Here is a 23,459-nt window from a genome sequence, read left to right on the forward strand (position 1 = left end):
AACATCAGCCGCTGACGCGGCGGGGCCCCGCGCCCCTTCAGGGCGCTGCCGAACCGCAGCGGGCTTCGCCCGACCCGCCTAGGGCCGCCTGACCTCGTAGAGGAAACAGCCGTACTCGACGGCCCGGACGTGGACGAGCGCCACGGACGGGTCGTCGAACGCGTTGTGGAAGGCCGCGTCGTCGGGGGCCTCGACCAGCTCCCCGCCGAGGATGTGCCCTTCGGCGGAGTAGCGGCGGACCGTGCGGTGGGCGTTGGCGAAGGGGTAGCCCTCGCCGTCCGGGCCCGGGCACTCGTCCGCGTGGATGAAGACCGGCCCCTGCTCGTCGTAGGCCCCGGGCTCGGCGCCCGTCTCGGCCGCCCAGCGGCGCAGGGGCGCGTAGGACACGAGGGCGATCCTCTCCCCCGGCTCGCTGCGGCGCAGACAGCAGCGCAGCGGGGCACCGCCCTCGTCGTCGGCCACGGGGACCGTCGGACGGCCCGCGTCGTCGGTGGTGCGCAGTTCCTTGAGGACGGACGGGGCGATGGGTCGTGCGATGTACGTCGTCATGCGTCCAGGCTGGCGCGGGCAGGGCCGCGGGACCGGCGGGATTCGGACGTGGCGGTCCGGGGGCGCTGACCGGTTGATCCATCGGGAAAACCCTCGTCGCCCTCCCCACGGTCCCGTGGAAGGATGGCTGAACCGACACATGACGAGGAGATGACCGCGTGCCTGGCACAAACCTGACCCGCGAAGAGGCGCAGCAGCGGGCGAAGCTGCTCACCGTTGACTCGTACGAGATCGATCTCGACCTCTCCGGCGCGCAGGAGGGCGGCACCTACAGGTCTGTGACGACGGTGCGCTTCGACGTGGCCGAAAACGGGGCCGAGTCCTTCATCGACCTGGTGGCCCCGACCGTCCACGAGGTGACGCTGAACGGGGACGGCCTCGACCCCGCCGAGGTCTTCAAGGACTCGCGGATCACCCTTCCGGGGCTGCTCGAGGGCCGTAACATCCTTCGGGTCGTCGCCGACTGCGCGTACACCAACACGGGCGAGGGGCTGCACCGCTTCATCGACCCGGTGGACCAACAGGCTTATCTCTACACCCAGTTCGAGGTCCCGGACGCCCGCCGTGTGTTCGCGTCGTTCGAGCAGCCCGACCTCAAGGCCACCTTCCAGTTCACGGTGAAGGCGCCCTCCGGCTGGACCGTCATCTCCAACTCGCCGACGCCCGAGCCCAAGGACGACACCTGGGTCTTCGAGCCGACGCCGCGGATCTCCAGCTACATCACGGCGCTGATCGTCGGCCCGTACCACTCCGTGCACAGCGTGTACGAGAAGGACGGGCAGTCCGTGCCGCTGGGCATCTACTGCCGGCCCTCGCTCGCCGAGTTCCTCGACTCCGACGCGATCTTCGAGGTCACCCGGCAGGGCTTCGAGTGGTTCCAGGAGAAGTTCGACTACGCGTACCCGTTCAAGAAGTACGACCAGCTGTTCGTGCCGGAGTTCAACGCGGGCGCGATGGAGAACGCGGGTGCGGTGACCATCCGGGACCAGTACGTGTTCCGCTCCAAGGTCACCGACGCGTCGTACGAGCTGCGCGCGGAGACCATCCTGCACGAGCTGGCGCACATGTGGTTCGGCGACCTGGTCACCATGGAGTGGTGGAACGACCTGTGGCTGAACGAGTCCTTCGCCACCTACACGTCGATCGCGTGCCAGTCGTACCACCCGGAGTCGCGCTGGCCGCACTCCTGGACGACCTTCGCCAACTCGATGAAGACGTGGGCCTACCGGCAGGACCAGCTGCCCTCCACCCACCCGATCATGGCCGAGATCAACGACCTGGACGACGTCCTGGTCAACTTCGACGGCATCACCTACGCCAAGGGTGCCAGCGTCCTGAAGCAGCTGGTCGCGTACGTCGGCATGGACGAGTTCTTCGGGGGTGTGCAGGCGTACTTCAAGCGTCACGCGTACGGCAACACCCGCCTGTCCGACCTGCTGGGCGCGCTGGAGGAGACCTCCGGGCGCGATCTGAAGAACTGGTCGGAGAAATGGCTCCAGACTGCGGGGATCAACGTCCTGCGCCCGGAGATCGAGACCGACGCCGCCGGTGTCGTCACCTCGTTCGCCATCCGCCAGGAGGCCCCGGCGCTCCCCGCGGGCGCCAAGGGCGAGCCGACGCTCCGCCCGCACCGCATCGCGGTGGGTCTGTACGAACTCGACGAGGACAGCGGCAAGCTGGTGCGTGACGAGCGCATCGAGCTGGACGTCGACGGTGAACTGACCGCCGTGCCGCAGCTGGTGGGCAGGCGCCGCCCGGCCGTCGTCCTGCTCAACGACGACGACCTGTCGTACGCCAAGGTCCGTCTCGACGAGGAGTCCCTGGCGTTCGTGACCGAGCACCTGGGCGACTTCGAGTCGTCGCTGCCCCGTGCCCTGTGCTGGGCCTCCGCCTGGGACATGACGCGGGACGCGGAGCTCGCCACCCGCGACTACCTCTCGCTGGTCCTGTCGGGCATCGGCAAGGAGTCCGACATCGGTGTCGTGCAGTCGCTGCACCGCCAGGTGAAGCTGGCGATCGACCTGTACGCCGACCCTGCGGCCCGTGAGGCCCTGCTCACCCGCTGGACCGACGCCACGCTGGCCCATCTGCGCGCGGCCGAGCCGGGCAGCGACCACCAGCTGGCCTGGGCGCGGGCGTTCGCGGCGACCGCCAGGACCCCGGAGCAGCTGGACCTGCTGGAGGCGCTGCTCGACGGTTCGCAGACGATCGAGGGTCTGGTCGTCGACACCGAGCTGCGCTGGGCGTTCGTGCAGCGGCTGGCCGCGGTGGGCCGGTACGACGAGGCGGAGATCGCCGGCGAGTACGAGCGGGACAGGACCGCCGCGGGCGAGCGCCATGCGGCCAGCGCCCGTGCCGCCCGGCCGACCGCGGAGGCGAAGGCGGAGGTCTGGGCGCAGGTCGTGGAATCCGACAAGCTGCCGAACGCCGTCCAGGAGGCGGTCATCGGCGGCTTCGTCCAGACCGACCAGCGCGAGCTGCTCGCCCCGTACGCCGAGAAGTACTTCGAGGTGGTCAAGGGCATCTGGGACTCCCGTTCGCACGAGATCGCCCAGCAGATCGCGGTCGGCCTCTACCCGGCCGTCCAGGTCTCGCAGGAGACCCTGGACCGGACGGACGCCTGGCTCGCCTCCGCCGAGCCCAGCGCGGCCCTGCGGCGCCTGGTGTCGGAGTCCCGGTCGGGCGTGGAGCGGGCACTGAAGGCGCAGGCCGCGGACGCGCAGGCGTAGTCGCACACGGAAGTACGAGAACGAGGGCGCCCGGTGTCGCACCGGGCGCCCTCCGCGTTTCCTCACCGCACGACCATCCCGCCCGTCACGTTGACGAACGTGCCGGTGATGCCGGCCGCGTGGTCCGAGGCGAGGAAGACCGCAGTGGCGGCGACCTCGGCGAGGCTCGGATTGCGGCGGGTCATGCGCATCCCGGCGAGGTTGTCGACGATGCCCCGGACGGCGGCTTCGTCGATGGCCGGGTTGACCGCGGAGAGCTTCTCGACGGTGAAGGTCTCGGGTACGCCGGCCGCCCACAGGCCCACGGCGCGCACCCCGCGGGGACCGCACTCCAGGGCCAGGTTGCGGACGAGCGCGTCGATGGCGGCATCGGCGGGTCCCGTGCCGCCCATCATCGGACTGCCGTACGCGGAGCCGCTGTTGAGCGTGAGGATCACGCCGGAACCGCGCTCGGCCATCCGGCGGGCGGCACCGCGGGCGGTGATGAAGTTGGCGCGGACGCCGCCCAGAACGGGCCGCAGGAAGTCGTCCACGGGCATGTCGGTGAGCGGGGCGCCCTGCACATCGCCGCGGGTGACGAGGTTGAACGAGACGTCGACGTCCCCGACGCCCGCGAGGTGCTCTTCGACGGCCGCCTCGTCGAGGGCGTCCACGACGGCGACCTCGGCGTCCTTGATGTCGGCGGCCACGGCCTCCAGCGTTTCCCGGGTCCGTCCGACCAGGTGGAGGCGGGCGCCCTCGGCGGCGAAGGCGCGGGCGACCGCACCGCCGATCGAGCCGCCGGCGCCGTAGATGATCGCGGTCTTGTCGGTGAGCAGCATGGTGATCTCCTCGGTGGAGGTGTTCCGTATCGGTCGGTCGTACAGACGCACCGCACCCCGATCACTCATCGGTCGTCACAGCCGCAGTGGCAGCCCGAAGGCCGGGAAGAGGTGCGGCTCGAAGGACGTGATCTCCACGATCCGGTCGTCGGCGTCGAAGCGCAGGACGTCGAGGACCTGGGCGCGGTGGACGTGCGTACCGGGTCTGCGGACGTAACCGCCCGCCGCGAGCTGTCCGTTGGCGCGGGCGGGCAGATGGCGCCAGTGGCCGAAGAACATGGGGGACGCGGGGTCGAGGGTGGGGCGCAGGAACTCGACGAGGGCGTCCCGGCCGGTGAACCAGAACGGGTTGGGCGGCATGGTGAGCGTGACGTCCTTGCTGAGCAGGTCGGTCATCGCGGCGAAGTCGAGCTGCTCGGCGGCACTCATGTACCGCTGCAGCACGGCGCGCTGGGCTTCCGTCGGCTCGCCCGCGCTCCACTCCGCGCGCTGCCCGGGCAGATGGTCGCGGAGGGTGGGGCGGGCCCGCTGCAGCGCGCTGTTGGCGGAGGCCACGGTCAGGTCGAGGGCCTCGGCGGTTTCGGCTGCGGTCAGGCCGAGCACGTCCCGCAGGATCAGTACGGCCCGCTGGCGGGGCGGGAGGTGCTGGATGGCGGCGAGGAAGACCAGCTCCAGGGTCTCGCGGGAGACGGCGGCGACGTCCGGCCGGTCCTCCTCGGCGGTGGGCAGCTCGTCGTCGGGGTAGGGCTGCAGCCAGGTGATGCGGGCGGGGGCCTCGCCGGTGCCGTGGTTCATGCCGGGGATGGGCTCGTAGCGCTGCGGGCGGCGGGCGGTGCGGCGCTGGAAGTCCAGGCAGGCGTTGGTGGCGATGCGGTACAGCCAGGTGCGGGCACCGGCGCGCCCCTCGAAGGACTCCCGGGCCCGCCAGGCCCGCAGGAACGTCTCCTGCACCAGGTCCTCGGCGTCGTCGTAGGAGCCGGTCATGCGGTAGCAGTGGACGTGGATCTCCCGGCGGTGGGACTCGGTGAGGGTGGCGAAGTCGGCTTCGGTGAGGGGGATTTCCGTAACGGCCTTCGGTGTGACGGAAGGCTCGGCGGGCCCCTGGGGTTCCTTCGCGGTGTCCCGGGCGGTCCGGGCGACCCGCCGCAGCCGCGCCACGGCGGCCGCCAGGTCGGCCACCCCGGAGTACAGCACCGAGGGCGGCTGCGGTGTGAGTTCCTGGACCTGCCGCCCGATGTCGTCGATCAGGCGCTGCACACTGGCCCCCGTCCCGGTCCCCTGGCGCTCCCGGTACGCCTTCTGCCGGCATGCGGCCGAGCAGTACAGGGAGCTGCGGCCGGTGCGGCCCGCCCGTGCGGGGAGCGGTTTGCCACAGCTGGCACAGGTGTCGGCGACCACGGGCACCTCCGGGGTGGTGAAGGCATTGCGTCACGCGGGGACGGTGTGACGCTATCGCGATACGGGGGCCCGGGGGGGCCTGCGGTCATGCCGGTGCGGACGGCGGGGTGAGGTGGGTGCGGGCGATCTTGCGGAACGCGGACACCAGACGGCTGCGGTCGCCGGCCCGGGTGGCGAGGGCGACCTGGCTGGGCTCCACGCCGTGCAGCGGGATCGCGGTGACGTCGGGGCGCAGGCGGGCGCCGGGCGGGTAGGCCGTGATGACCAGGGCCTCCCCGGCGGCGACGACCTCGAACTTGTCTTCCAGGTCCAGGATCTCGGGCCCGTCGGGCACCGGGCGGCCGTCCGGCCGGGGCTCGATGCGCCAGAAGGACGCCCAGGCGGGGTCGGCGCCGGTGATCCGGGGCATCGGCTCGTCCGCGATGTCGTCGACGGTGACGGACTCCTTGCCGGCCAGGCGGTGGTCGACGGGGACCACCACGGCCCTGGGCTCGTCGTAGAGGACGGTCACCTCCAACTGGTCGGTGGCGAAGGGCAGTCGGGTGACCACGGCGTCCACCCGGCGTTCGAGCAGCGCGGCGCGCGCCCCGTCCCAGCGCAGATGCCGGCTGCGCACGTCGGCGTCCGGATGCCGGCGCCGCAGCTCGCGCACGGCCGAGGTGACGATCAGGCCGCTGGTGAAGCCGACGGTCAACCGGCTGGGCTCGGCGGCGGCCCGGGCCTCGGCCGCGGCCTGCTCGGCGGCGCCCAGCAGCGCCCTCGCACGGGGCAGGAACACCTCACCGGCCTCGGTGAGCCGCGTGCCGCGCGGGGTCCGGTCCAGCAGCCGGGCGCCCAGCTGGTGTTCCAGGGCCGCGATCTGCCGGCTGAGGGACGGCTGGGTGATGTGCAGGGCCTCGGCGGCACGCCCGAAGTGGCGGTGCTCTGCCACGGCGGTGAAGTACCGGACCAGACGGAGGTCGAGGTCAGCCATGGCTCCAGCCTACTCACCTGCGGTGATGCCCGAACCGTATTGCTCCATGCGGAACAGGCTTTGGACGCGGCCGCCGTCCCCTTCGGAGGATGGAGGCACATCCACTCACCACCCTCGAAGGGCTGCACCATGCGTGTATTCGTCACGGGCGCGACCGGTTTCATCGGCTCCGCGGTCGTCCGCGAACTCCTCGACGCCGGGCACCAGGTCACAGGGCTTGCCCGCTCGGACGCCTCCGTGGAGGCGCTGCGGGCCGCCGGAGCCGAGGTGCGCCGCGGGGACCTCGCCGACCCGGCAGGTCTCGCCGAGGGCGCGGCCGCGGCCGACGCCGTCGCCCACCTCGCCTTCATCCACGACTTCTCGGGAACCTTCGACTTCGCCGCCGCGTGCGCGGCCGACCTGCGGGCCGTCGAGGCGATCGGGGCGGCGCTGGAGGGCTCGGACAAGCCCTTCGTGATGTCCTCCGGCACGGCGCTGCTGCAGCCGGGAAGGCTCAACACCGAGGAGGACACGGCCCCGCCGGAGTCGTTCGGGGCGGTCCGCGCGCGCAACGAGGACGCGGCCGTCGCGCTGGCCGACCGCGGGGTGAGGTCGGCGGCCGTCCGGTTCTCCCCGACGGTGCACGGCCGGGGGGACAAGGGCTTCGTCTCGATGCTGATCGGCACCGCCCGCGAGAAGGGCTTCGCGGCCTACGTCGGTGACGGCGCCAACCGCTGGCCCGCCGTGCACCGCACGGACGCGGCCCGTCTGGTCCGCCTCGCCCTGGAGTCGGCGCCCGCGGGCACCCGGCTGCACGCCGTGGGCGAGGAGGGCGTCCCGTTCCGGGACATCGCCGCCGTCATCGGCAGCCACCTGGACGTCCCGGTCAGGAGCATCACCGCCGAGGAGGCACCCGACCACTTCGGCTGGCTGGCCCACGTCGTCGGCCTCGACGTACCGGCCTCGAACACGCTGACCCGCAAGTGGCTGGGCTGGGAGCCGGCGGGGCCCGGTCTGATCGAGGACCTGGAGGAGGGGCACTACTTCACCGCGTGACGGCCTGCGCCCCCTCGGAAAGCTCCCCCGCCACCTCCCGCAGCACCCCGAGCACCCGCCCCACGGCCGCCCCCTCCCCGGCCCCTTTCCGTACGGCCGCCACCACGTGCCGCCGGGGCCGGTCCTCCGTCAGCTCCCGCATCGCGACACCCTCCCTGGCCACGACCGCCATGCGGGGCACCAGCGCCACCCCCATCCCGGCCTCCACCATCGCCAGGATCGCCGTCCATCCGGCTGCCGAATGGCCCTGCACGGGGCTGAACCCGGCCGCCTCGCAGGCCCCGCGCGTGATGTCCGACCAGGGCCCGCTGCCGCCGAAGATCCACGGCTCCCCGGCGAGGTCGGCCAGCCGCAGCCCGTCGACGGCGGCGAGCGGGTGGTCGCGGGGCAGGGCGAGGTCCAGGGGGTCGGCGAGCAGCGGGACACGGGTGAAGCGGGGGTCGGCGGCGGTGGGGGCCTGGGCGGCGAGGGAGAGCGCGAGGTCGACGTCGCCTGCGGCCAGCAGCTCGTACGCCTCGCCCGCCTCCGCCTCCCGCACCCGTACGCTCACGCCGGGGTGCCGGGTGCGCAGCGCCCGTACGGCAGGAACGACCAGAGCGGGTACGGCCGTGGAGAAGGCGCCGACCCGCACCTCGCCGGCCTCGCCCTGGGTGTAGGCCGCCAACTCGGCGTCGGCGCGCTCCAGTTGCTCGAACACGGCCTCCGCGTGCCGCAGCACCAGCCGCGCCGCGTCCGTCAGCCGCACCCGCCGCCCCTGCGCCTCCAGCAGGGGCACCCCGAGCTGCCTGGCCAGGTTGGTCAGCTGCTGGGACACCGCGGAGGGCGTCATCCGCAGCGCCTCGGCGGTCGCGGTGACCGTCTCCCGCTCCCTGAGCGTCCGCAGGATCTGCAGCTTCCGGATGTCCCACTCGACCATGGCGGCAACCTATACGGCGGCGCCCAGCACCACCCCGCCGAGGATCAGCGCCATGCTCAGGGCCTGCGTCCAGGCGACCTGCTCCCCGAGCACCGCCCAGGACAGCAGGGCCACGCACACGGGCTGCAGGTAGTAGACCGCTCCCGCGCGGGCCGCACCGATCAGGCCGATCGCCTTGTTCCAGGCGAAGAACGCGACGGCGGAGGAGGCGACTCCGACGTAGAGCAGCGGGATGACGGTCCCGGGCGTCGGCGCGAAGGCACCCTGCGCCGCCACGCTCACGGCCTGGGCGGGCAGCAGCAGGGCGGTGCCGAACAGGAAGGTCGTGAACAGGAAGGCGGTACCGCCCAGTCCGGCCGGCCTGCGCCGCAGCAGCGCACTGTACGAGCCGAAGCAGCAGGCGGCGGCGATCATCCAGAGGTCCCCCGCGGCGAGTCCGCCTCCTCCGCCCATGAGCAGCGCGACGCCCCCGCAGGCCGTCGCCAGCCCCGTGACCCGGCGCGCCCCCGGCCGCACGCCGCCCACCCGCTCGAACACCGCCATCAGCACCGGTGAAGCAGCCATGATCATGCCCATGTTGGCGGCCGGGACGGTCAGCCCGGCCTGGTTGACCAGGGTGTTGTAGACGGTGACACCGAGGAGCGAGGCGAGCAGCACGAACCCGAGGTGACGTCGTATCAACTCCCGTTTCCGCCAAGCCTGTCGAGCCCCGAACGGCGCCACCGCCACCAACGCGACCACCCACCGCCAGAACGCCTGCTGCACCGGCGGCACGCTGTCGTGCAGCGCCCGCGAGGTGACGAAGCTGCCGGACCAGACGACGGTGGCGAGGGCGGCGAGGGCGAGGCCTCGCAGCGAGCGGGTGGTGGGAGTGGAGGCGGTCCGGTCGAGGGCGACGGCCACGGAGGTCCTTTCGGCGACGGGTGATCTCGGTGGAGCTACCGTCGCAGGGACACACCTGTCAGGTCCATCGAATCTTTTCGACCGTTCATTTCAGCAGAACTGAACGTTCGAGGGTGGGCGGGCCTTGTCGCCTGCCCCGCCACCGTCGCGCCGAACGCCAGTGCCATGCCTGCCAGTTGGACCGGGGTGAGAGCCTGGCCGAGGGCCGCCCAGCCGACCACCGCCGCGGTCAGCGGGGAGAGCGGGCCGAGGAAGGTGACCTGGGTGGCGGTGAGGCGGCCGATGCCGCGGAACCAGAGCCAGTAGGCGACGGCCGTGTTGGCGAGGGCCAAGTAGAGGTAGCCGCCGACCGCGCGGGCGTCCAGGGCGGGCGGGGCGCCCTCGACGAGGAGGGCGAGCGGGGCGATGAGCAGCCCGCCGGCCGTCAACTGCCAGCCGGTGAGGGCGAGCGGGCCCACACCCTCCGGGCGCCCCCACTTCTTGGTCAGCACCGTGCCGGTGGACATCGACGCGGAAGAGGCGAGGGCCGCCGGCACACCCACCGCGTCAAGCGCTCCGGCCGCCTTCAGCACGACGAGGCTGACGCCGAACGCCGCCACGACCCCGGCGACAAGCGCCCGACCCGTCGGCCGCTGCCCCAGCAGCAGCGCCGACAGCCCCACCACGAACAGCGGCCCGACCGAGCCGACAACGGCCGCCATGCCGCCGGGCAGCCGGTACGCGGACAGGAACAGCAGCGGGAAGAAGGCACCGATGTTCAGCGCACCGAGCACGGCCGCCTTCCACCACCAGGCACCGCGCGGCAGCACCCGGGTGACGGCCAGCAGCAGCAGACCGGCGGGCAGGGCTCGCGCCAGAGCGGTGAACAGGGGACGGTCGCCCGGGAGGAACTGGGTGGTGACGGCGTAGGTGGTGCCCCAGGAGACGGGGGCGAGGGCGGTGAGCAGGACGGTCGCGGTCCGTTTCATGACCGGGTTCCTTCGGGGTGACGGGAGGTGAGGGGCGAGGCTTCCTCGGAGTCACGGGAAGCGAGAGGGGAGGTCTTGCGTACGACGGTCTCCGCGAGGGGCCGTACCGCGGCGGCCGGAAGACGGCGTTCCGTGCGGATCAGCAGGGCGGCCGCCAGCGCCGAGGTGAGGATCAGGACCGCCCAGGGCGCCCGGCCGTCCACCGCGAGCAGGGCCGTGAACAGCGACGGCGCCACCGCCTTCGCCAGCGACCAGGACATCTGGTAAGCCGCCAGATACCGGCCGCGCAGAGCCTCGGGTGCCGCCGACACGGCGAGGACCTCGGCGGCCGGGCTGTGGATCAGCTCGCCGAGCGTGTAGACGACGACCACCGCGACCAGGGCCCCGCCCAGCACCGGGCCGGAGTGCGGTCGCAAGGTGCCCAGGACGATCTGCCCGAGGAACGCCATCGCGAACAGGCTCCCGCCCAGCGCCGCGGCCCGGGTGCGCCGGGCACCGGCCCTGCGCACCCGCCCGCCGACGAACACCCCGGCCACCGCGCACAGCACGGTGTTGATCGTGAACGCGGCACCCGTGAGCGTCGCGGGCCCGTGCAGCCACTCCACGATGAACAGCGGGAAGAGCACGGACAGGGCCGAATAGTTCAGCGCGTTCAGGAAGTTGGCGCCCGTGACGACCAGGAAGGGCCGGTCGGCGAGCACGAGCCGGTAGCCGGCCCCGGCCTGCCGGGCCGCCGTACGGTCGTTGGCGGGGAGCGGCCGCAGCGGTTTCAGCAGCAGCGCGGCGAAAGCGAAGGACAGGGCGTTGCCCCAGGCCGCATAGGTGTAGCCGGTGGGTCCGGCGAAGGCGATGACCAGGGTGGCCAGCAGGGCACCGGCGCCGTAGCCGCCGTTCTGCAGCGCCCGCGTGGCGGCCTGCAGCCGGTCCCGCCCGGCACCCCGCGCCACCTCGCCGAGCAGCGAGGACTGTACGGCGGGGAAGGCGCGGTCGGCCGCGGCGGTGACCAGCGCGACCGCGGCGAAGGCGGCGAGGGAGTCGGCGAAGGGGTAGCCGGCGAAGCCGGCGGCACGCACCCCGTACAGCGCGAGCTGCACCCGCCGCGCGCCGAACCGGTCGACGGCCGCACCGGCGAGCGGCAGGGCGGCGAGGCCGACCAGCCCGGTCACGGTCAGCACCAGCCCGACGGTGGTGAAGGAGAGGCCGGTGACGTAGTGGAAGAAGACCAGGGTGAAGGGCACGTACATGCCCGTACCGACGCCGTTGACGGCGGCGGCGACGGGCAGGGCCCACGGGCCGGGTATCTGGCCGGGTATGCGGTCCGGTTTCTCCACGGTCGACCTCTCGGAATCGGATGCGCTCGGCGACGAGCGATCGGAAGGCAGCCTGACGACGGTTAGCTTGGCAGTGATTAGCTTAGCGCTAAGCAACTTTCCGTCAAGCTACTTTCTTGCGAGCGACTGTGCGTCCGCGGATACTCGGGGCATGAGTGCACCGCGCAAGGACGCCGTCGACGCGATCATCGAGCAGTGGGCGGGGGTGCGACCGGACCTCGACACCAGGGCGATGGAGGTCTTCGGGCGTATCTACCGCCTCTCGCGGACCATGGGCGACCGCATGGAGAAGGCGTACGCCCCGCACGGCATCTCACGCGGCGAGTTCGACGTACTGGCGACCCTGCGCCGCTGCGGAGAGCCGTACACCCTCTCGCCGCGTCAGCTCTCGGCGACCCTGATGCTCACCACGGGCGGCATGACCGGCCGCCTCGACAAACTGGAACGCGCGGGTCTGCTGCGCCGCTCCCCCGACCCGCACGACCGCCGGGCCCTCCAGGTGACGCTCACCGAGAAGGGATTGGCGGTCATCGACGAGGCGGTCGGCGCGGGCCTGGCCGTCCAGACGGAGGCCCTGTCCACCATGAACGACGAACAGGCCGGCCAACTGGCCGACCTGCTCCGGGAGTTGCTGGCGGGGACGCTGGAGGCCGGGCACTAGCCCACGTACCGGGCGACCGCTTCCTCGATCCGCCCCGTGTCCGCCGAGTCCGCCGCCCAGGCCACGTACCCGTCGGGGCGGACGAGGACGGTCGTACGCCGGTCGCCCGCCCAGTGCTCCACGGCCAGCCGGTCCTTGCGGGCGCCCCGGTCCTCGTAGCCCTCGGGGGTGATCAGTACGAACCTGCCGCCGCGCAGGGCCTCGTAGAGGCGGCCGCCCTTCAGGGCGACGTCCGGGACGCGGGTGCCGGTGAGGCGGTGGGCGCCGCGGGGGGCGGGGTAGCGGTAACCGATGCCGGTGATCTGGCCGACCGCCCTGCGCCGGGCCGGGCCCACGGTGTCGAGGAAGGTGGTGAGCGCGGCCCGCAGCGCCAGTTCCCAGGGGCGCTTGGCCATCGCGAGGCGGACGATGCCGCCGCTGCTGCGCAGCACGTCCTTGCCTACGGGGTGGCGCTCGGCCTGATAGGTGTCGAGGAGGGCCGCGTCCGCGTGGCCCTGGACGACGGCGGCCAGCTTCCAGCTCAGGTTGGCCGCGTCCTGCAGACCGGTGTTCATGCCCTGACCACCGGCCGGGGTGTGGACGTGCGCCGCGTCCCCGGCGAGGAAGACCCGGCCCACCCGGTAGGCGGGCGCCTGGCGTTCGTCGCTGTGGAAACGGGACATCCAGCGGGCGTCGTGCATGCCGTAGTCACGGCCGAGGGCGAGCCGGGTGACCTCCTTGACCTCGTCGAGGTCGAGGGGCTCGCCGTCGGGGACGTTGCGGGCGCGGTTCCAGGCGATCACGCGGTAGTAGCCGTCGCCGAAGGGCGCGAGGAAGGCGAAGGCGTCGCCGACCGCGTTGACGGTCAGCAGGTTCTCGGGCTCCTCGGCGAGGCGTACGTCCGCGAGGACGACGGAACGGATGGCGGAGCGGCCGGGAAACGGCAGCCCGATCGCGTCGCGCACGGCACTGCGCATGCCGTCGGTGCCGACCACGTACGCGGCCCGCAGGCTGTCGGCGGCCCCGCCGGGCCCGCGGACCTCGATCGTCACGCCGTCCGCGTCCTGGGCGAGCCCGGTCAGCTCGGTCTCGTAGCGGAAGTCCACTCCCGCCTCGACGGCGCGCCGCTGCAGGGCCTTCTCCACCTCGTACTGCGGGATGACGAGGAGGTGGTTGAAGCGGGAGGGGAGCGTGGAGAGTTCGATGGTGAGGCGGCCGAAGAGGCGGAGGCTGTCGAGGGGGCGGCCGGTGGCCTCCAGACCGTCGGCGAGACCGCGGGCGTCGAGCTGCTCGAGGGTGCGGGCGTGCAGGACGAAGGCGCGGGAGAGGTTGCTGATCTTGTGCGGGCGCTTTTCGAGGAGGGTGACGGGGACACCGGCGGTGGCGAGGTCACCGGCGAGCAGGAGACCGGCGGGACCCGAGCCGACGACGATCACGGAGCGCTGAGCCTTCATGATGACCTCCCTGTTGCCAACGCTTGTTTGCCAACGCTTGTTGATGAGCGTAGGGCGGCCGGGCAAGGGCAGTCAACACTTGTTGGCCAACGCATGTTGGCCTACGCTTGTTGATGTGAAAGTCAGCGACAGCAGCAGTACGGCTCCCGGTTCCGGCGGCACCCGCCGCCGCTCGGAGACCACCCGTAACGCCATCCTCGTCGCGGCCCGCGAACGCTTCGCGGCCGACGGCTACGAGCGGGCCACCATCCGTGCCATCGCGCGGGACGCGGGCATCGACCCCTCGATGGTGATGCGCTACTACGGCAACAAGGAGGGCCTGTTCGCGGCGGCCGTCTCCATCGATCTGAGAATGCCGGACATGGCAGCGCTGCCCCGGGAGGAGGTCGGCTGGAGGCTCGTCGCGCACTTCCTCGGCATGTGGGAGGAGAACGAGGTGCTGACGGCCCTGCTCCGGGTCGGGGCGACCAATGGGGCCGGGGCCGAGCGGATGCAGGAGATCTTCCGGGACCAGATGATGCCGGTGGCTTACGCGGTGTGCCCCGACCCCCAGCAGGCCCCCGCGCGGGCCGCGCTCGCCGCGGCGCAGCTGCTCGGGCTGGCGCTCACCCGCTACGTCCTGCGGTTCCCGCCGACCGTGGCGCTGAGCCGCGAGGAACTCACGGCCTGGCTGGCTCCGACGGTGCAGCGGTATCTGACGGCGCCGAGCCCGTGAGAACACAGCGGGGGCGTCGGTCTCACCGTACCCGCGGTGAGACCGACGCCCCCGGTGGGAAACGTGAGGTCAGGCCTTCGCCTTGGCCTTCGGCCGGCGGTCCTTGGACTTGTCCAGCGCCATCACCAGGCCCGCGATGACCGCGAACAGGGCCAGGGGGGCCAGGACGTACAGGCCCAGCGTCTCGCCGACGCTCAGGCCCTTGCCGGGGTCGTCGCCGTCGTCGCGGATCAGCGCGGAGGCGGGGGACGACATGAGCAGCATCATCAGCGTCGTACCGGCGGCCAGGGCGCCGGCGCGCAGGGCGTTCTTCTTGTCCACGCTGTCAAACGTATCGAACGACGATTGGGGTCGCTCGTTCGGGGGGTGCTCTACGAGATCGGCCCTCTCCTCACCCCGGCCGTACCGTCCGCAGTACGTCGATCAGCGCATGCAGCCGAGGCGAGCCGGCCAGGTCCTCCAGCGTCACCGGGCGGCCCTCCGCGTCCGCGATCGGCAGTCGCCAGTTCGGGTACTGGTCCCAGGTGCCAGGGAGGTTCTGCGGGCGGCGGTCGCCGACCGTGTCGGGGAGCCAGACGCCGATCATGCGGGACGGGGTGCGCAGCAGGAAGCGGTGGACCGCCTGGATCTCGGCCTCCTCCTCCGACTCACCGTGCGCACCGCCGGTGCCGTGCAGCAGGCCGAGGCGGGCGAGCAGGCCCAGCCACTCCCCCGTGTCGTTGGCCGCCTCCGCGCGCTCCTCCTCCAGCGGACGGGTCAACAGTCCTAGGCGGTCACGGAGTTCCACGTGTTCGCCGGTGAGGCGGGCGGCCGTGGGCGGCAGGTCGTGGGTGGTGGCGGTGGCGAGGCAGTCGGCGCGCCAGGCCTCGGGCGGCAGCGGCTGTCCGTCGCCCTCCCAGTCCCGCTCGAACCAGAGCACCGAGGTGCCGAGCACCCCGCGCTCGCGCAGCGTCTCCCGCACCCCCGGCTCGACCGTGCCCAGGTCCTCGCCGATGACGACCGCCCCGGCGCGCGAGGCCTCCAGCACGAGGATCGCGAGCATGGCCTCGGCGTCGTAACGGACATAGGTGCCCTGCGTGGGCGGGTGGCCCTGGGGCACCCACCAGAGCCGGAACAGTCCCATGACGTGGTCGATGCGCAGGGCGCCGGCGTAGCGGAACAGGGCCTTCAGCAGGCGGCGGTAGGGCGCGTAGCCGGACTCGGCGAGGCGGTCCGGTCGCCAGGGCGGCAGGCCCCAGTCCTGGCCGCGCGCGTTGAAGGCGTCCGGCGGGGCGCCCACCGACATCCCGGCGGCGAAGTGCTCCTGCTGCGCCCAGGCGTCGGCCCCGCCGGGGTGCACCCCGACCGCCAGGTCGTGCACGATCCCCACCGGCATCCCGGCCTCGCGCGCGGCGCGCTGGGCGTCGGTGAGCTGGGCGTCGGTGAGCCAGGCGAGGCGGGAGTGGAAGTCGACGCGGTCCATCAGTTCCCGGCGGGCGCGGGCGGTTTCCGCCGAGCGCGGGTCCTGGAGTGCGGCGGGCCAGCGGCTCCAGTCGGAGCCGTGCACCTCGGCGAGGGCGTACCAGGTGGCGTGGTCCTCCAGGGCCTCGCCCTGCTCGGCGAGGAAGTCGACGTATGCGGCGCGCCGGCCGGGCCCGAGCTCCACCTCGCGGATCAGCTCCAGCGCCTCCCGCTTGAGCTCCCACACGGCGTCCCGGTCGATCAGCGCGCCCTTCTCCAGCACCGCTTCGCGCAGTTCGGCGGCGCGCCCGAGCAGCGCCCGCAGCCGCTCCCGGTCCTCGACATGGGCGTGTTCCGGGATGTTCTCGACGCGCAGATGTACGGGGTCGGGGAAGCGGCGGGATGAGGGGCGGTACGGGGAGGGGTCGGTGGGGGCGCCGGGCACTGCCGCGTGCAGGGGGTTGACCTGGACGAATCCCGCACCGAGCGCACGTCCGGCCCAGGCGGTGAGCTCGGCGAGGTCACCGAGGTCGCCCATGCCCCAGGAGCGCCGGGAGAGCAGGGAGTAGAGCTGGACGAGCAGGCCGTACGAGCGTGCGGTGGGGGTGGGCAGCCGGGGCGGGGCGACGACGAGGTGGGCCTCGGCGCTACGGCCGTCGGGCGCGGTGGCCGTCAACCGGTGGACTCCCGGCGGGAGTTGCTCGACGGAGGTCCGCGTCTCGCCCTGCTCGGTCTCGATGCGCAGCCGGGCGCCGGCCGGGAGGGCTTCGAGGGCGGAGGAGGTGGCTCCGCTCCACTGGACCACCGTCGGCGGCAGCAGCCGTTCACCGAGCTCCCGCTCCCGGGCGGCGAGCGCGGCGCGGGTCAGTTCGTCGGTGCTCGCGTCGACGCCGAGGGCGGCGAGGGCGAGGGTGACGGCGGTGGCGGAGGCCGCGACCGTGCGGTCCGGGGAGGGGCTGTAGGAAGTGGCGACGCCGTGCAGGGCGGCGAGCCGGGACAGCTCCTCGGAGGGCGGGTCGGCCGACCCCTGCGCCGTCACTAGGGCCTCGGAGCGTCCGGCTCGGGGGCCGCCGCCTCGCTGGTCAGGGGCGCGGCGTCGGAGAGTGGCGGCTCACTGGTGAGGGGCTCGGCCTCGGGCAGTGGCGGTTCGCTGGTCAGCGGGGTCTCGGCGCAGGCGCCCTCCGCACTGAAGACGCAGAAAAGCGGCTCGGGATCGAGGGACGGCAGCTGCGCCACGGGTTTGGAGAGGGGGTAAGCCGGTGCGGCCACGGAGGCCTCCTTGTCGAGTACGGCGAGGTTGCGGGTTAACGCAGCCCTACCCACCGGACGCGGCGGCAGACGTACCGAAAGGGACTACGTGCCTCTCCTCACATTCTGCGTCAACTCCGAGGCGGCACAGGGATCACTATTCACTCAGTACATGTATCGAGTGCATAATGATCGCATGAGCACCCGTCACATCCTGCTGGGGCTGCTCGCTTCGGGGCCGAGCCATGGCTACGACCTGAAGCGACGGCACGACGAACGCTTCCCGCAGGCCCGTCCACTGGCCTACGGGCAGGTCTACACGACCTTGCAGCGCCTGGTCCGGGACGGCCTCGCGGAGGTCGAGGGCACCGATTCGGACGGCGGCCCGGAGCGGACGACGTACCGCTCGACCGACGAGGGGGTGCGCGAACTGGCCGCCTGGGCCCGGGAGATCGCCCCGCCGGCCCCTTTCGTGACGAACGAGATCTTCGCCAAGGTCGTCGTCTCGATCCTCTCCGGCGGCGACGCGGACGCATATCTGGCGGCCCAGCGCGCCGCACACATGCAACGGATGCGGGAGCTCACGGCGGTCAAGACGGCGCCCGGCGCCGATCTCGCGACCGTGCTCTCGGCGGACTACGCCCTCAACCATCTCGACGCCGACCTCCGCTGGATGACCACGACGGCGGCGCGGCTCACCACCCTGACCGCGGAGGTCGACGCAGCATGAGCAACGGGGACAGCACGGTGCCGCTTCTGGCGGCCCGTGACCTCACCAAGGCGCACGGCAGGACCGAGGCGCTGCGCGGCGCCTCGGTGGAGCTGCGGGCCGGCGAGATCCTCGCCGTGACCGGCACCAGCGGCAGCGGGAAGTCCACGCTGCTGCACTGCCTGGCCGGCATCGTCCGCCCGGACGCCGGCTCGGTGACGTACGACGGGCAGCGGCTCGACCAGCTGCCTCAGAAGCGGCTCAGCGAGCTGCGCCGGACCGACTTCGGGGTGGTCTTCCAGTTCGGTCAGCTGGTTCCGGAGCTGACGGTCCTGGACAACGTGGCGCTGCCGCTGATGCTCGCGGGCGCCGCCCGCAAGGAGGCCCAGGCGGCGGCGGGCGAATGGCTGGAGCGGTTCGGCGTACGGGGTCAGGAGGCGCTGCGGCCCGGCGAGCTGAGCGGCGGCCAGGCCCAGCGGACGGCGCTGGCGCGGGCCCTGGTCACCGGCCCCAGGGTCGTCTTCGCCGACGAGCCGACCGGTGCGCTGGACTCCCTGGCGACCGAGCAGGTGATGACGTCCCTGGTCCACACGGCTCGCGAGGCGGGCACGGCGGTCCTGCTGATCACACACGACGCCCAGGTGGCGGCGTACGCGGACCGCGAGGTACGGCTGAGCGACGGGGCCGTGCTGCCGGTGGGGGTGACCGCATGAGGGCCGAACTGCGGCTGGCGTGGCTGCTGACCCGGGGGTCGGACCGCCGTGAAGGGTGGCGCGTGCTGCTCACCGCCGTCGGTGCGGCCCTGGCGACCGGGCTGGGGCTGGTGATCGCCGCGCTGCTGGCGCTGGACGGCCAACTCACCATGTCGGTGGGCGGCGGCCTGCTGGACCAGCCCGGCACCCGTATCGGCGTGATCTTCGCACTGCTGATGCTGTTCATCCCGGTGCTCGGGTTCCTCGGCCAGTGCGCCCGGATCGGCGCCGTGCACCGGGACCGCAGGCTGGCCGCGCTGCGGCTGGCGGGGGCCACGTCCGCCCAGGTGCGGCGGATCGCGGCGCTGGAGTCGGGGCTGGCCTGTCTGGCGGGTTCGGCCGTGACCACGGTGTTCTCGGTGCTGACCCTGCTGCGGCTGTGGCACAGGCCCGCCCCCCTGGCCTGGGCGGGCATGGCCGTGGTGGCCGTCGGGGTGCCGGTGCTGGGCGCGGCCGTGAGTGCACTGGTGCTGCGCGGCGTGGTGGCCTCGCCGCTCGGGCGGATACGGCGGGTGCGGCCGGCCGAGGGTCCGGGGCGGATGTTCCGGGTGGCGACCGCGGCGCTCGCGCTGGCGGTGGTGTACATCGGGACGACCCCGTTCCACGAGGTCCCGTTCGAGTTCGCGCTCGCCCCGCTCACCGTGTTCGTGGTGTGCCTGCTGGTCGGCGCGGTGGCGGTGTGGCTGACCGGGGCCTCGGCCCGGCAGCTGGGCGAGGGGCTCACGGCCCGCGCCAAGAGCCCCGCGGTGCTGATCGCGGCGGGACGGCTGCGCGACGACCCGTGGGCGGCGGCCCGCACACATGCCGCGGTGCTCCTGGTGACGGTGGTGGCCTCGGGCTTCGCGGGCGTACGGCAGGTCATGCTGGCGCAGCTGCACTCCCCGCACGAGCACCCCGCCGCAGCGCAGGGGTTCTACGAGAACGGTCTGAACCTGACCGGCGCCGCGATCCTCGTCGCCCTCGCCCTGCTGCTGACCGCGCTCGGCGTGGGCACCGCCGAGTCGGTCGCCACCCGGCGCCGGGGCCTGGCCGCACAGGCCGCCGCCGGGGTGCCGCACGGCGTACTGGCCCGGGCGCTGCTGCTGGAGACGGCGGTGCCGCTGGCGCCCGCGATCGCGGTGGCGGGTCTCGGTGGCACAGTGATCAGCTTCTGGTACGGCTCGATCGCCTCGGAGCACCTGGCACTGCCCGTGCCGTACGCCGCGCTCCTGGTCCCGCTCGCGGTCTACCCGGCCTGTCTGCTGGCGGCAGCCACGTCACTCCCGCTGCTGCGCCGCTCGGTCCGCCCCGGGGAGCTGCGCTACGCATGACGGTCCGACCCCGGGAGTACGGGGGGCTCCCGGGGCCGGACCCCTGTGACCGCAGGCCCCGTCACCAGGGGTGTGCGAAGGCCCGGATCGTCAGGCGGAAATGCCGTCGATCCGGGCCATGGCGTCCTCCGCGCCGTACGGCTGCAAGTAGGGCAGCCAGCGCGGGTCCCTATGGCCGGTGCCGATGATCCGCCAGGCCAGGCCGGTGGGTGGAGCGGGTTTGTGGCGCAGCCGCCAGCCGATCTCGAACAGGTGTCGGTCGGCCTTCACGTGGTTGCAGCGGCGGCAGGACGCCACCACGTTGTCCCAGACGTGTTTGCCCCCGCGGCTGCGCGGGATGACGTGGTCGACGCTGGTTGCGACGCCACCGCAGTACATGCACCGGCCCCCGTCACGCGCGAAGAGCGCCCTACGGGTCAGAGGAACGGGCCCCCGATAGGGAACCCGCACGAATCGCTTGAGCCGGACCACGCTGGGTGCGGGGACTGTGACGGTTGCGCTGTGCATGAAGGCGCCGGATTCCTCCAGGGAGACGGCCTTGTTCTCCAGGACGAGGATGAGCGCGCGGCGGAGCGGTACGACGCCGAGTGGCTCGTACGACGCGTTGAGGACCAGGACATGCGGCACGGATGCCTCCTTGGGCGTCGGCGGCGCGTGGCTCGCGCCGGGACGATCTGTAGTCAGTCTCCCCTCTTGCCTGGTGGAAGCGCCACCATGTCCCGGTAACGGGCTGGGAGTGTTTTCGACCACATCTGATTCATCCCCCGGAGAGGCATCGGTTTATCCCACCTGCTCAGCTCAGGGTGAGCACGGTCTCTCCTCGGAAGACGGCAAGAATCCGCACATGATGCCCCGATAGTGTGGTGGAGCTGCCGCCCGGTGACCTTTTCGTGACCTTGACCAAGTCGGACCATCAGGACCGTGCCGGACGGCAGACCGTTGCACCTGGAGGTACCTGCCGTGTCCTTGCCCGCCGTCCTACTGGCCGCCGGTTCGTCGCCGTCGCCGACCTCCTCGGAGTCGACGACGGGATCTGCGGTCCGCACGATCCAGGACGCCCAGCAGAGCGCGACCAACGCCGCCAGCTGGGTCGAGCAGAACTGGTCCACGTGGCTCGCGATCGGCCTCAGGGTCCTGCTGATCCTGGTGATCGCCGGGGTGCTCAGAGCGGTCGTGCAGCGGGCGATCACCAAGCTGATAGACCGGATGACCCGCACCGCCGAGGCCGTCGACGGCACCTCGCTGGGCGGCCTGCTGGTCAACAACGAGCGCCGCCGCCAGCGCTCCCAGGCGATCGGCTCGGTGCTGCGCTCGGTGGCGTCCTTCGCGATCCTCGGCACCGCGGCCCTGATGGTCCTGGCCGCGTTCCAGATCAACCTGGCACCGCTGCTCGCCTCCGCCGGTGTCGCGGGTGTGGCGATCGGTTTCGGCGCCCGCAACCTGGTCACCGACTTCCTCTCCGGCGTCTTCATGATCCTGGAGGACCAGTACGGCGTCGGCGACACGATCGACGCGGGCGTGGCCTCCGGCGAGGTCATCGAGGTCGGCCTGCGCGTGACGAAGCTGCGTGGCTCCGAGGGCGAGATCTGGTACGTCCGCAACGGCGAGGTCAAGCGCATCGGCAACCTCTCCCAGGGCTGGGCGACGGCCGGCGTGGACGTGACCGTGAAGGCGAACGAGGACCTGGACCGGCTGAAGTCCACCCTGGACGAGGTCGCCGAGAAGATGAGCGCCGAGGAGCCCTGGAACGAGCTCCTGTGGAGCCCGATCGAGGTCCTCGGCCTGGACAGCGTGCTGCTGGACTCGATGGTGGTCCGGGTCTCCGCCAGGACGATGCCCGGCAAGTCCCTCACCGTCGAACGCGAGCTGCGCTGGCGCATCAAGCGCGCCTTCGACGCGGCGAACATCCGCATCGTGGGCGGTGCGACGGCCCCGGCCGACGAGGAGGAGGCCGCCGACCCGACGGCAGCGGTCGCGGCCCCGTCGGTGCTCTCCAACCCCGACTCCCCGCAGTCGGCGGCGGCGTCACCGCTCATCCAGCAGCGGTCGGCGACCAAGTAGGGCCGACCCCCACCACCTTCCACCGCCCCCCGAGGTAACGAGTCCGTTGCCTCGGGGGCGTTTTCTATTGACGCCTCCTTCGCCCTGGGCTTACGTTCCTTTCCAGCCAATAGGAAACTTTCCTAACAGTGATCGGGAGACGGTCCTCCGGTGATCGTCCGATGGACTTACCTCCCCGGTCGCTGAGAAGCTGGGCAGTCGAAAGGCAGGTGTCGACACACATGGCAGGAACAGCCGGTACGCCGGGCACCCCGCGCGTCCTGCGCGCCATGAACGACCGCGCCGCCCTGGACCTCCTCCTGGAGCACGGCCCCCTGTCCCGCACCCGGATCGGCAAGCTCACCGGCCTCTCCAAGCCGACCGCCTCCCAGCTGCTCGCCCGCCTCGAAGCGGCCGGGCTCGTCCTCGCCACCGGCACCACCGAGGGACGCCCCGGCCCCAACGCCCAGCTGTACGAGGTCAATCCGGCCGCCGCGTACGCCGCCGGGCTCGATGTCACCCCCGAGCGCGTCCTCGCCGCCGTCGCCGACATCACCGGCCGCACGGTGGGATCCTTCGAACTCCCGACCCCGGGCAGGCGACCCACCCAGCCCGTCGTCCGGCAGGTCACCGACGCCCTCGACGGTGCCGTGAAGGCCGCGGGACTCGCCCGTGACGACGTCCACCGGCTCGTCATCGGCACCCCCGGCGCCTTCGACCCCAACACCGGCCGCCTGCGCTACGCCTCGCACCTCCCCGGCTGGCACACCCCGGCCCTCCTCGACGAGATCGCCGCGGCCCTGCCGATGCCGGTCGAGTACGAGAACGACGTCAACCTCGCCGCCGTCGCCGAACAGCGACTGGGCGCGGCCCGCGGGCACGAGGACTTCGTGCTGCTGTGGAACGAGGGAGGCCTCGGTGCCGCCCTCGTCCTCGGCGGGCGACTGCACCGCGGCTGGACCGGCGGCGCGGGAGAGGTGGGTTTCCTTCCTGTTCCCGGTGCACCCCTGGTCCGGCATGTCACCAAGGCCAACAGTGGCGGCTACCAGGAGCTGGCCGGCTCCCAGGCCATCCCGCACCTCGCCGGTGAACTCGGCATCGGGCAGATCCCCTCGGGGCCGTACGCCGAGGTCGCCGCCGCCCTCGTCGAGCGGGCCGCCGCCGAGGACACCGTCCTGCACCGCAAGCTGCTGCAGACATACGCGACCCGGCTGGCCACCGGTCTCGCCTCCCTCGTCTCCGTCCTCGACCCCGAACTCGTCGTCCTCAGCGGCGCCTCGCTGACCTCGGGCGGCGAGGTGCTGCGCGCCCTCGTCCAGGCCGAGCTGGAGGAGCTGGCGGCCTCCCGGCCCCGGCTCGTGGTCGGCGACGTCCGTGAACACCCCGTGCTGCGCGGCGCGTTGGAGAGCGCCCTCGCGACCACCCGCGACGAGGTCTTCGACACCTCCCGCTGACACCCGTACGCACCGCGCACGGGCCCTGTACTCACCCCCCGCCTTCCCTCACCATCCCCTGCCCTGTCCCTGGG

The 23,459-nt window shown here is 72.5% G+C and carries 22 protein-coding genes; 9 read left to right on the top strand and 13 right to left on the bottom strand.

The annotated features are described in order from the left end of the window. Nucleotides 1-78 precede the first annotated feature (78 nt). Nucleotides 79-549 (bottom strand): DUF1203 domain-containing protein, encoded by a 471-nt coding sequence (locus ABD355_RS23530; RefSeq protein WP_344402546.1) that lies wholly within the window; start codon nt 547-549, stop codon nt 79-81. Between the two features lie 158 nt (nt 550-707). Between ABD355_RS23530 and pepN the strand changes: the two genes are divergently transcribed. Next, nucleotides 708-3,278 (top strand): aminopeptidase N, encoded by a 2,571-nt coding sequence (pepN, locus tag ABD355_RS23535; RefSeq protein ID WP_344402547.1) that lies wholly within the window; start codon nt 708-710, stop codon nt 3,276-3,278. Between the two features lie 62 nt (nt 3,279-3,340). Here pepN and ABD355_RS23540 read toward each other — a convergent pair whose 3' ends face one another. The 3 genes from ABD355_RS23540 to ABD355_RS23550 form a co-directional block, all read right to left on the bottom strand. After that, nucleotides 3,341-4,099, bottom strand: a complete 759-nt coding sequence (locus ABD355_RS23540) for an SDR family NAD(P)-dependent oxidoreductase (protein ID WP_344402979.1) — start codon at nt 4,097-4,099, stop codon at nt 3,341-3,343. Between the two features lie 75 nt (nt 4,100-4,174). Beyond that, nucleotides 4,175-5,497 (bottom strand): sigma-70 family RNA polymerase sigma factor, encoded by a 1,323-nt coding sequence (locus ABD355_RS23545; protein WP_344402549.1) that lies wholly within the window; start codon nt 5,495-5,497, stop codon nt 4,175-4,177. Nucleotides 5,498-5,582: 85 nt separating this feature from the next. After that, nucleotides 5,583-6,470, bottom strand: a complete 888-nt coding sequence (locus ABD355_RS23550) for a LysR family transcriptional regulator (protein WP_344402550.1) — start codon at nt 6,468-6,470, stop codon at nt 5,583-5,585. A 129-nt stretch (nt 6,471-6,599) separates the two neighbouring features. Between ABD355_RS23550 and ABD355_RS23555 the strand changes: the two genes are divergently transcribed. Then, nucleotides 6,600-7,505, top strand: a complete 906-nt coding sequence (locus tag ABD355_RS23555) for an SDR family oxidoreductase (RefSeq protein ID WP_344402551.1) — start codon at nt 6,600-6,602, stop codon at nt 7,503-7,505. Here ABD355_RS23555 and ABD355_RS23560 read toward each other — a convergent pair. From ABD355_RS23560 to ABD355_RS23575, 4 genes are read right to left on the bottom strand one after another with little or no spacing between them, the layout of a single operon-like run. Next, nucleotides 7,495-8,421: a LysR family transcriptional regulator gene (locus tag ABD355_RS23560; RefSeq protein ID WP_344402552.1), complete on the bottom strand. Its 927-nt coding sequence runs from the start codon at nt 8,419-8,421 to the stop codon at nt 7,495-7,497. The genes ABD355_RS23555 and ABD355_RS23560 overlap by 11 nt on opposite strands. A gap of 9 nt (nt 8,422-8,430) precedes the next feature. Further along, nucleotides 8,431-9,324, bottom strand: a complete 894-nt coding sequence (locus ABD355_RS23565; RefSeq protein ID WP_344402553.1) for a DMT family transporter — start codon at nt 9,322-9,324, stop codon at nt 8,431-8,433. 35 nt (nt 9,325-9,359) lie between these two features. Continuing rightward, nucleotides 9,360-10,292, bottom strand: a complete 933-nt coding sequence (locus tag ABD355_RS23570) for an EamA family transporter (protein WP_344402554.1) — start codon at nt 10,290-10,292, stop codon at nt 9,360-9,362. Then, nucleotides 10,289-11,623 carry an MFS transporter gene (locus ABD355_RS23575; RefSeq protein WP_344402555.1) on the bottom strand — a complete coding sequence of 445 codons (1,335 nt, stop codon included), beginning with the start codon at nt 11,621-11,623 and terminating at the stop codon, nt 10,289-10,291. The genes ABD355_RS23570 and ABD355_RS23575 overlap by 4 nt, the downstream gene beginning before the upstream one ends. Before the next feature lie 151 nt (nt 11,624-11,774). On the opposite strand from ABD355_RS23575, the gene ABD355_RS23580 reads away from it, so the two are divergent. After that, entirely contained in the window at nt 11,775-12,284 is a 510-nt protein-coding gene (locus ABD355_RS23580; protein ID WP_344402556.1) for a MarR family winged helix-turn-helix transcriptional regulator, read from the top strand. On the opposite strand, the gene ABD355_RS23585 is transcribed toward ABD355_RS23580, so the two are convergent. After that, entirely contained in the window at nt 12,281-13,717 is a 1,437-nt protein-coding gene (locus ABD355_RS23585) for an FAD-dependent monooxygenase (RefSeq protein ID WP_344402558.1), read from the bottom strand. The two genes, ABD355_RS23580 and ABD355_RS23585, sit on opposite strands and share 4 nt — an antisense overlap. 115 nt (nt 13,718-13,832) lie before the next feature. Here ABD355_RS23585 and ABD355_RS23590 point away from each other — a divergent pair, with 115 nt between their 5' ends. Next, complete coding sequence (locus ABD355_RS23590; protein ID WP_344402560.1) at nt 13,833-14,432, top strand: TetR/AcrR family transcriptional regulator; 600 nt, start codon at nt 13,833-13,835, stop codon at nt 14,430-14,432. Nucleotides 14,433-14,501: 69 nt separating this feature from the next. On the opposite strand, the gene ABD355_RS23595 is transcribed toward ABD355_RS23590, so the two are convergent. The 3 genes from ABD355_RS23595 to ABD355_RS23605 all read right to left on the bottom strand — a co-directional run bounded on the left by ABD355_RS23595 (nt 14,502) and on the right by ABD355_RS23605 (nt 17,141). Continuing rightward, nucleotides 14,502-14,753 (bottom strand): hypothetical protein, encoded by a 252-nt coding sequence (locus tag ABD355_RS23595; protein WP_344402561.1) that lies wholly within the window; start codon nt 14,751-14,753, stop codon nt 14,502-14,504. A gap of 70 nt (nt 14,754-14,823) precedes the next feature. Next, complete coding sequence (malQ, locus tag ABD355_RS23600) at nt 14,824-16,911, bottom strand: 4-alpha-glucanotransferase (protein WP_344402562.1); 2,088 nt, start codon at nt 16,909-16,911, stop codon at nt 14,824-14,826. Further along, a complete protein-coding gene (locus ABD355_RS23605) occupies nt 16,911-17,141 on the bottom strand; it encodes a hypothetical protein (RefSeq protein ID WP_425585781.1) in 231 nt (76 codons plus the stop codon). Before ABD355_RS23605 ends, malQ begins: the two co-directional genes overlap by 1 nt. Nucleotides 17,142-17,316: 175 nt before the next feature. Between ABD355_RS23605 and ABD355_RS23610 the strand changes: the two genes are divergently transcribed. From ABD355_RS23610 to ABD355_RS23620, 3 genes are read left to right on the top strand one after another with little or no spacing between them, the layout of a single operon-like run. Then, nucleotides 17,317-17,850 (top strand): PadR family transcriptional regulator, encoded by a 534-nt coding sequence (locus tag ABD355_RS23610; RefSeq protein WP_344402563.1) that lies wholly within the window; start codon nt 17,317-17,319, stop codon nt 17,848-17,850. Next, a complete protein-coding gene (locus ABD355_RS23615) occupies nt 17,847-18,542 on the top strand; it encodes an ABC transporter ATP-binding protein (protein ID WP_344402565.1) in 696 nt (231 codons plus the stop codon). Before ABD355_RS23610 ends, ABD355_RS23615 begins: the two co-directional genes overlap by 4 nt. Further along, nucleotides 18,539-19,891, top strand: coding sequence for an ABC transporter permease (locus tag ABD355_RS23620; RefSeq protein WP_344402567.1), 1,353 nt, complete (start codon nt 18,539-18,541; stop codon nt 19,889-19,891). The genes ABD355_RS23615 and ABD355_RS23620 overlap by 4 nt, the downstream gene beginning before the upstream one ends. 90 nt (nt 19,892-19,981) lie before the next feature. Here ABD355_RS23620 and ABD355_RS23625 read toward each other — a convergent pair whose 3' ends face one another. Further along, on the bottom strand, nt 19,982-20,518 hold the full coding sequence (locus ABD355_RS23625) for an HNH endonuclease (RefSeq protein WP_046259555.1): 537 nt from the start codon (nt 20,516-20,518) through the stop codon (nt 19,982-19,984). 333 nt (nt 20,519-20,851) lie between these two features. Here ABD355_RS23625 and ABD355_RS23630 point away from each other — a divergent pair, with 333 nt between their 5' ends. Then, entirely contained in the window at nt 20,852-21,952 is a 1,101-nt protein-coding gene (locus ABD355_RS23630) for a mechanosensitive ion channel family protein (protein ID WP_344402568.1), read from the top strand. Nucleotides 21,953-22,173: 221 nt separating this feature from the next. Then, nucleotides 22,174-23,385, top strand: coding sequence for an ROK family transcriptional regulator (locus tag ABD355_RS23635; protein ID WP_344402569.1), 1,212 nt, complete (start codon nt 22,174-22,176; stop codon nt 23,383-23,385). The last annotated feature ends 74 nt before the right edge of the window (nt 23,386-23,459 follow it).

The sequence above is a fragment of the Streptomyces longisporus genome (assembly GCF_039532765.1).
Taxonomy (GTDB): domain Bacteria; phylum Actinomycetota; class Actinomycetes; order Streptomycetales; family Streptomycetaceae; genus Streptomyces; species Streptomyces longisporus.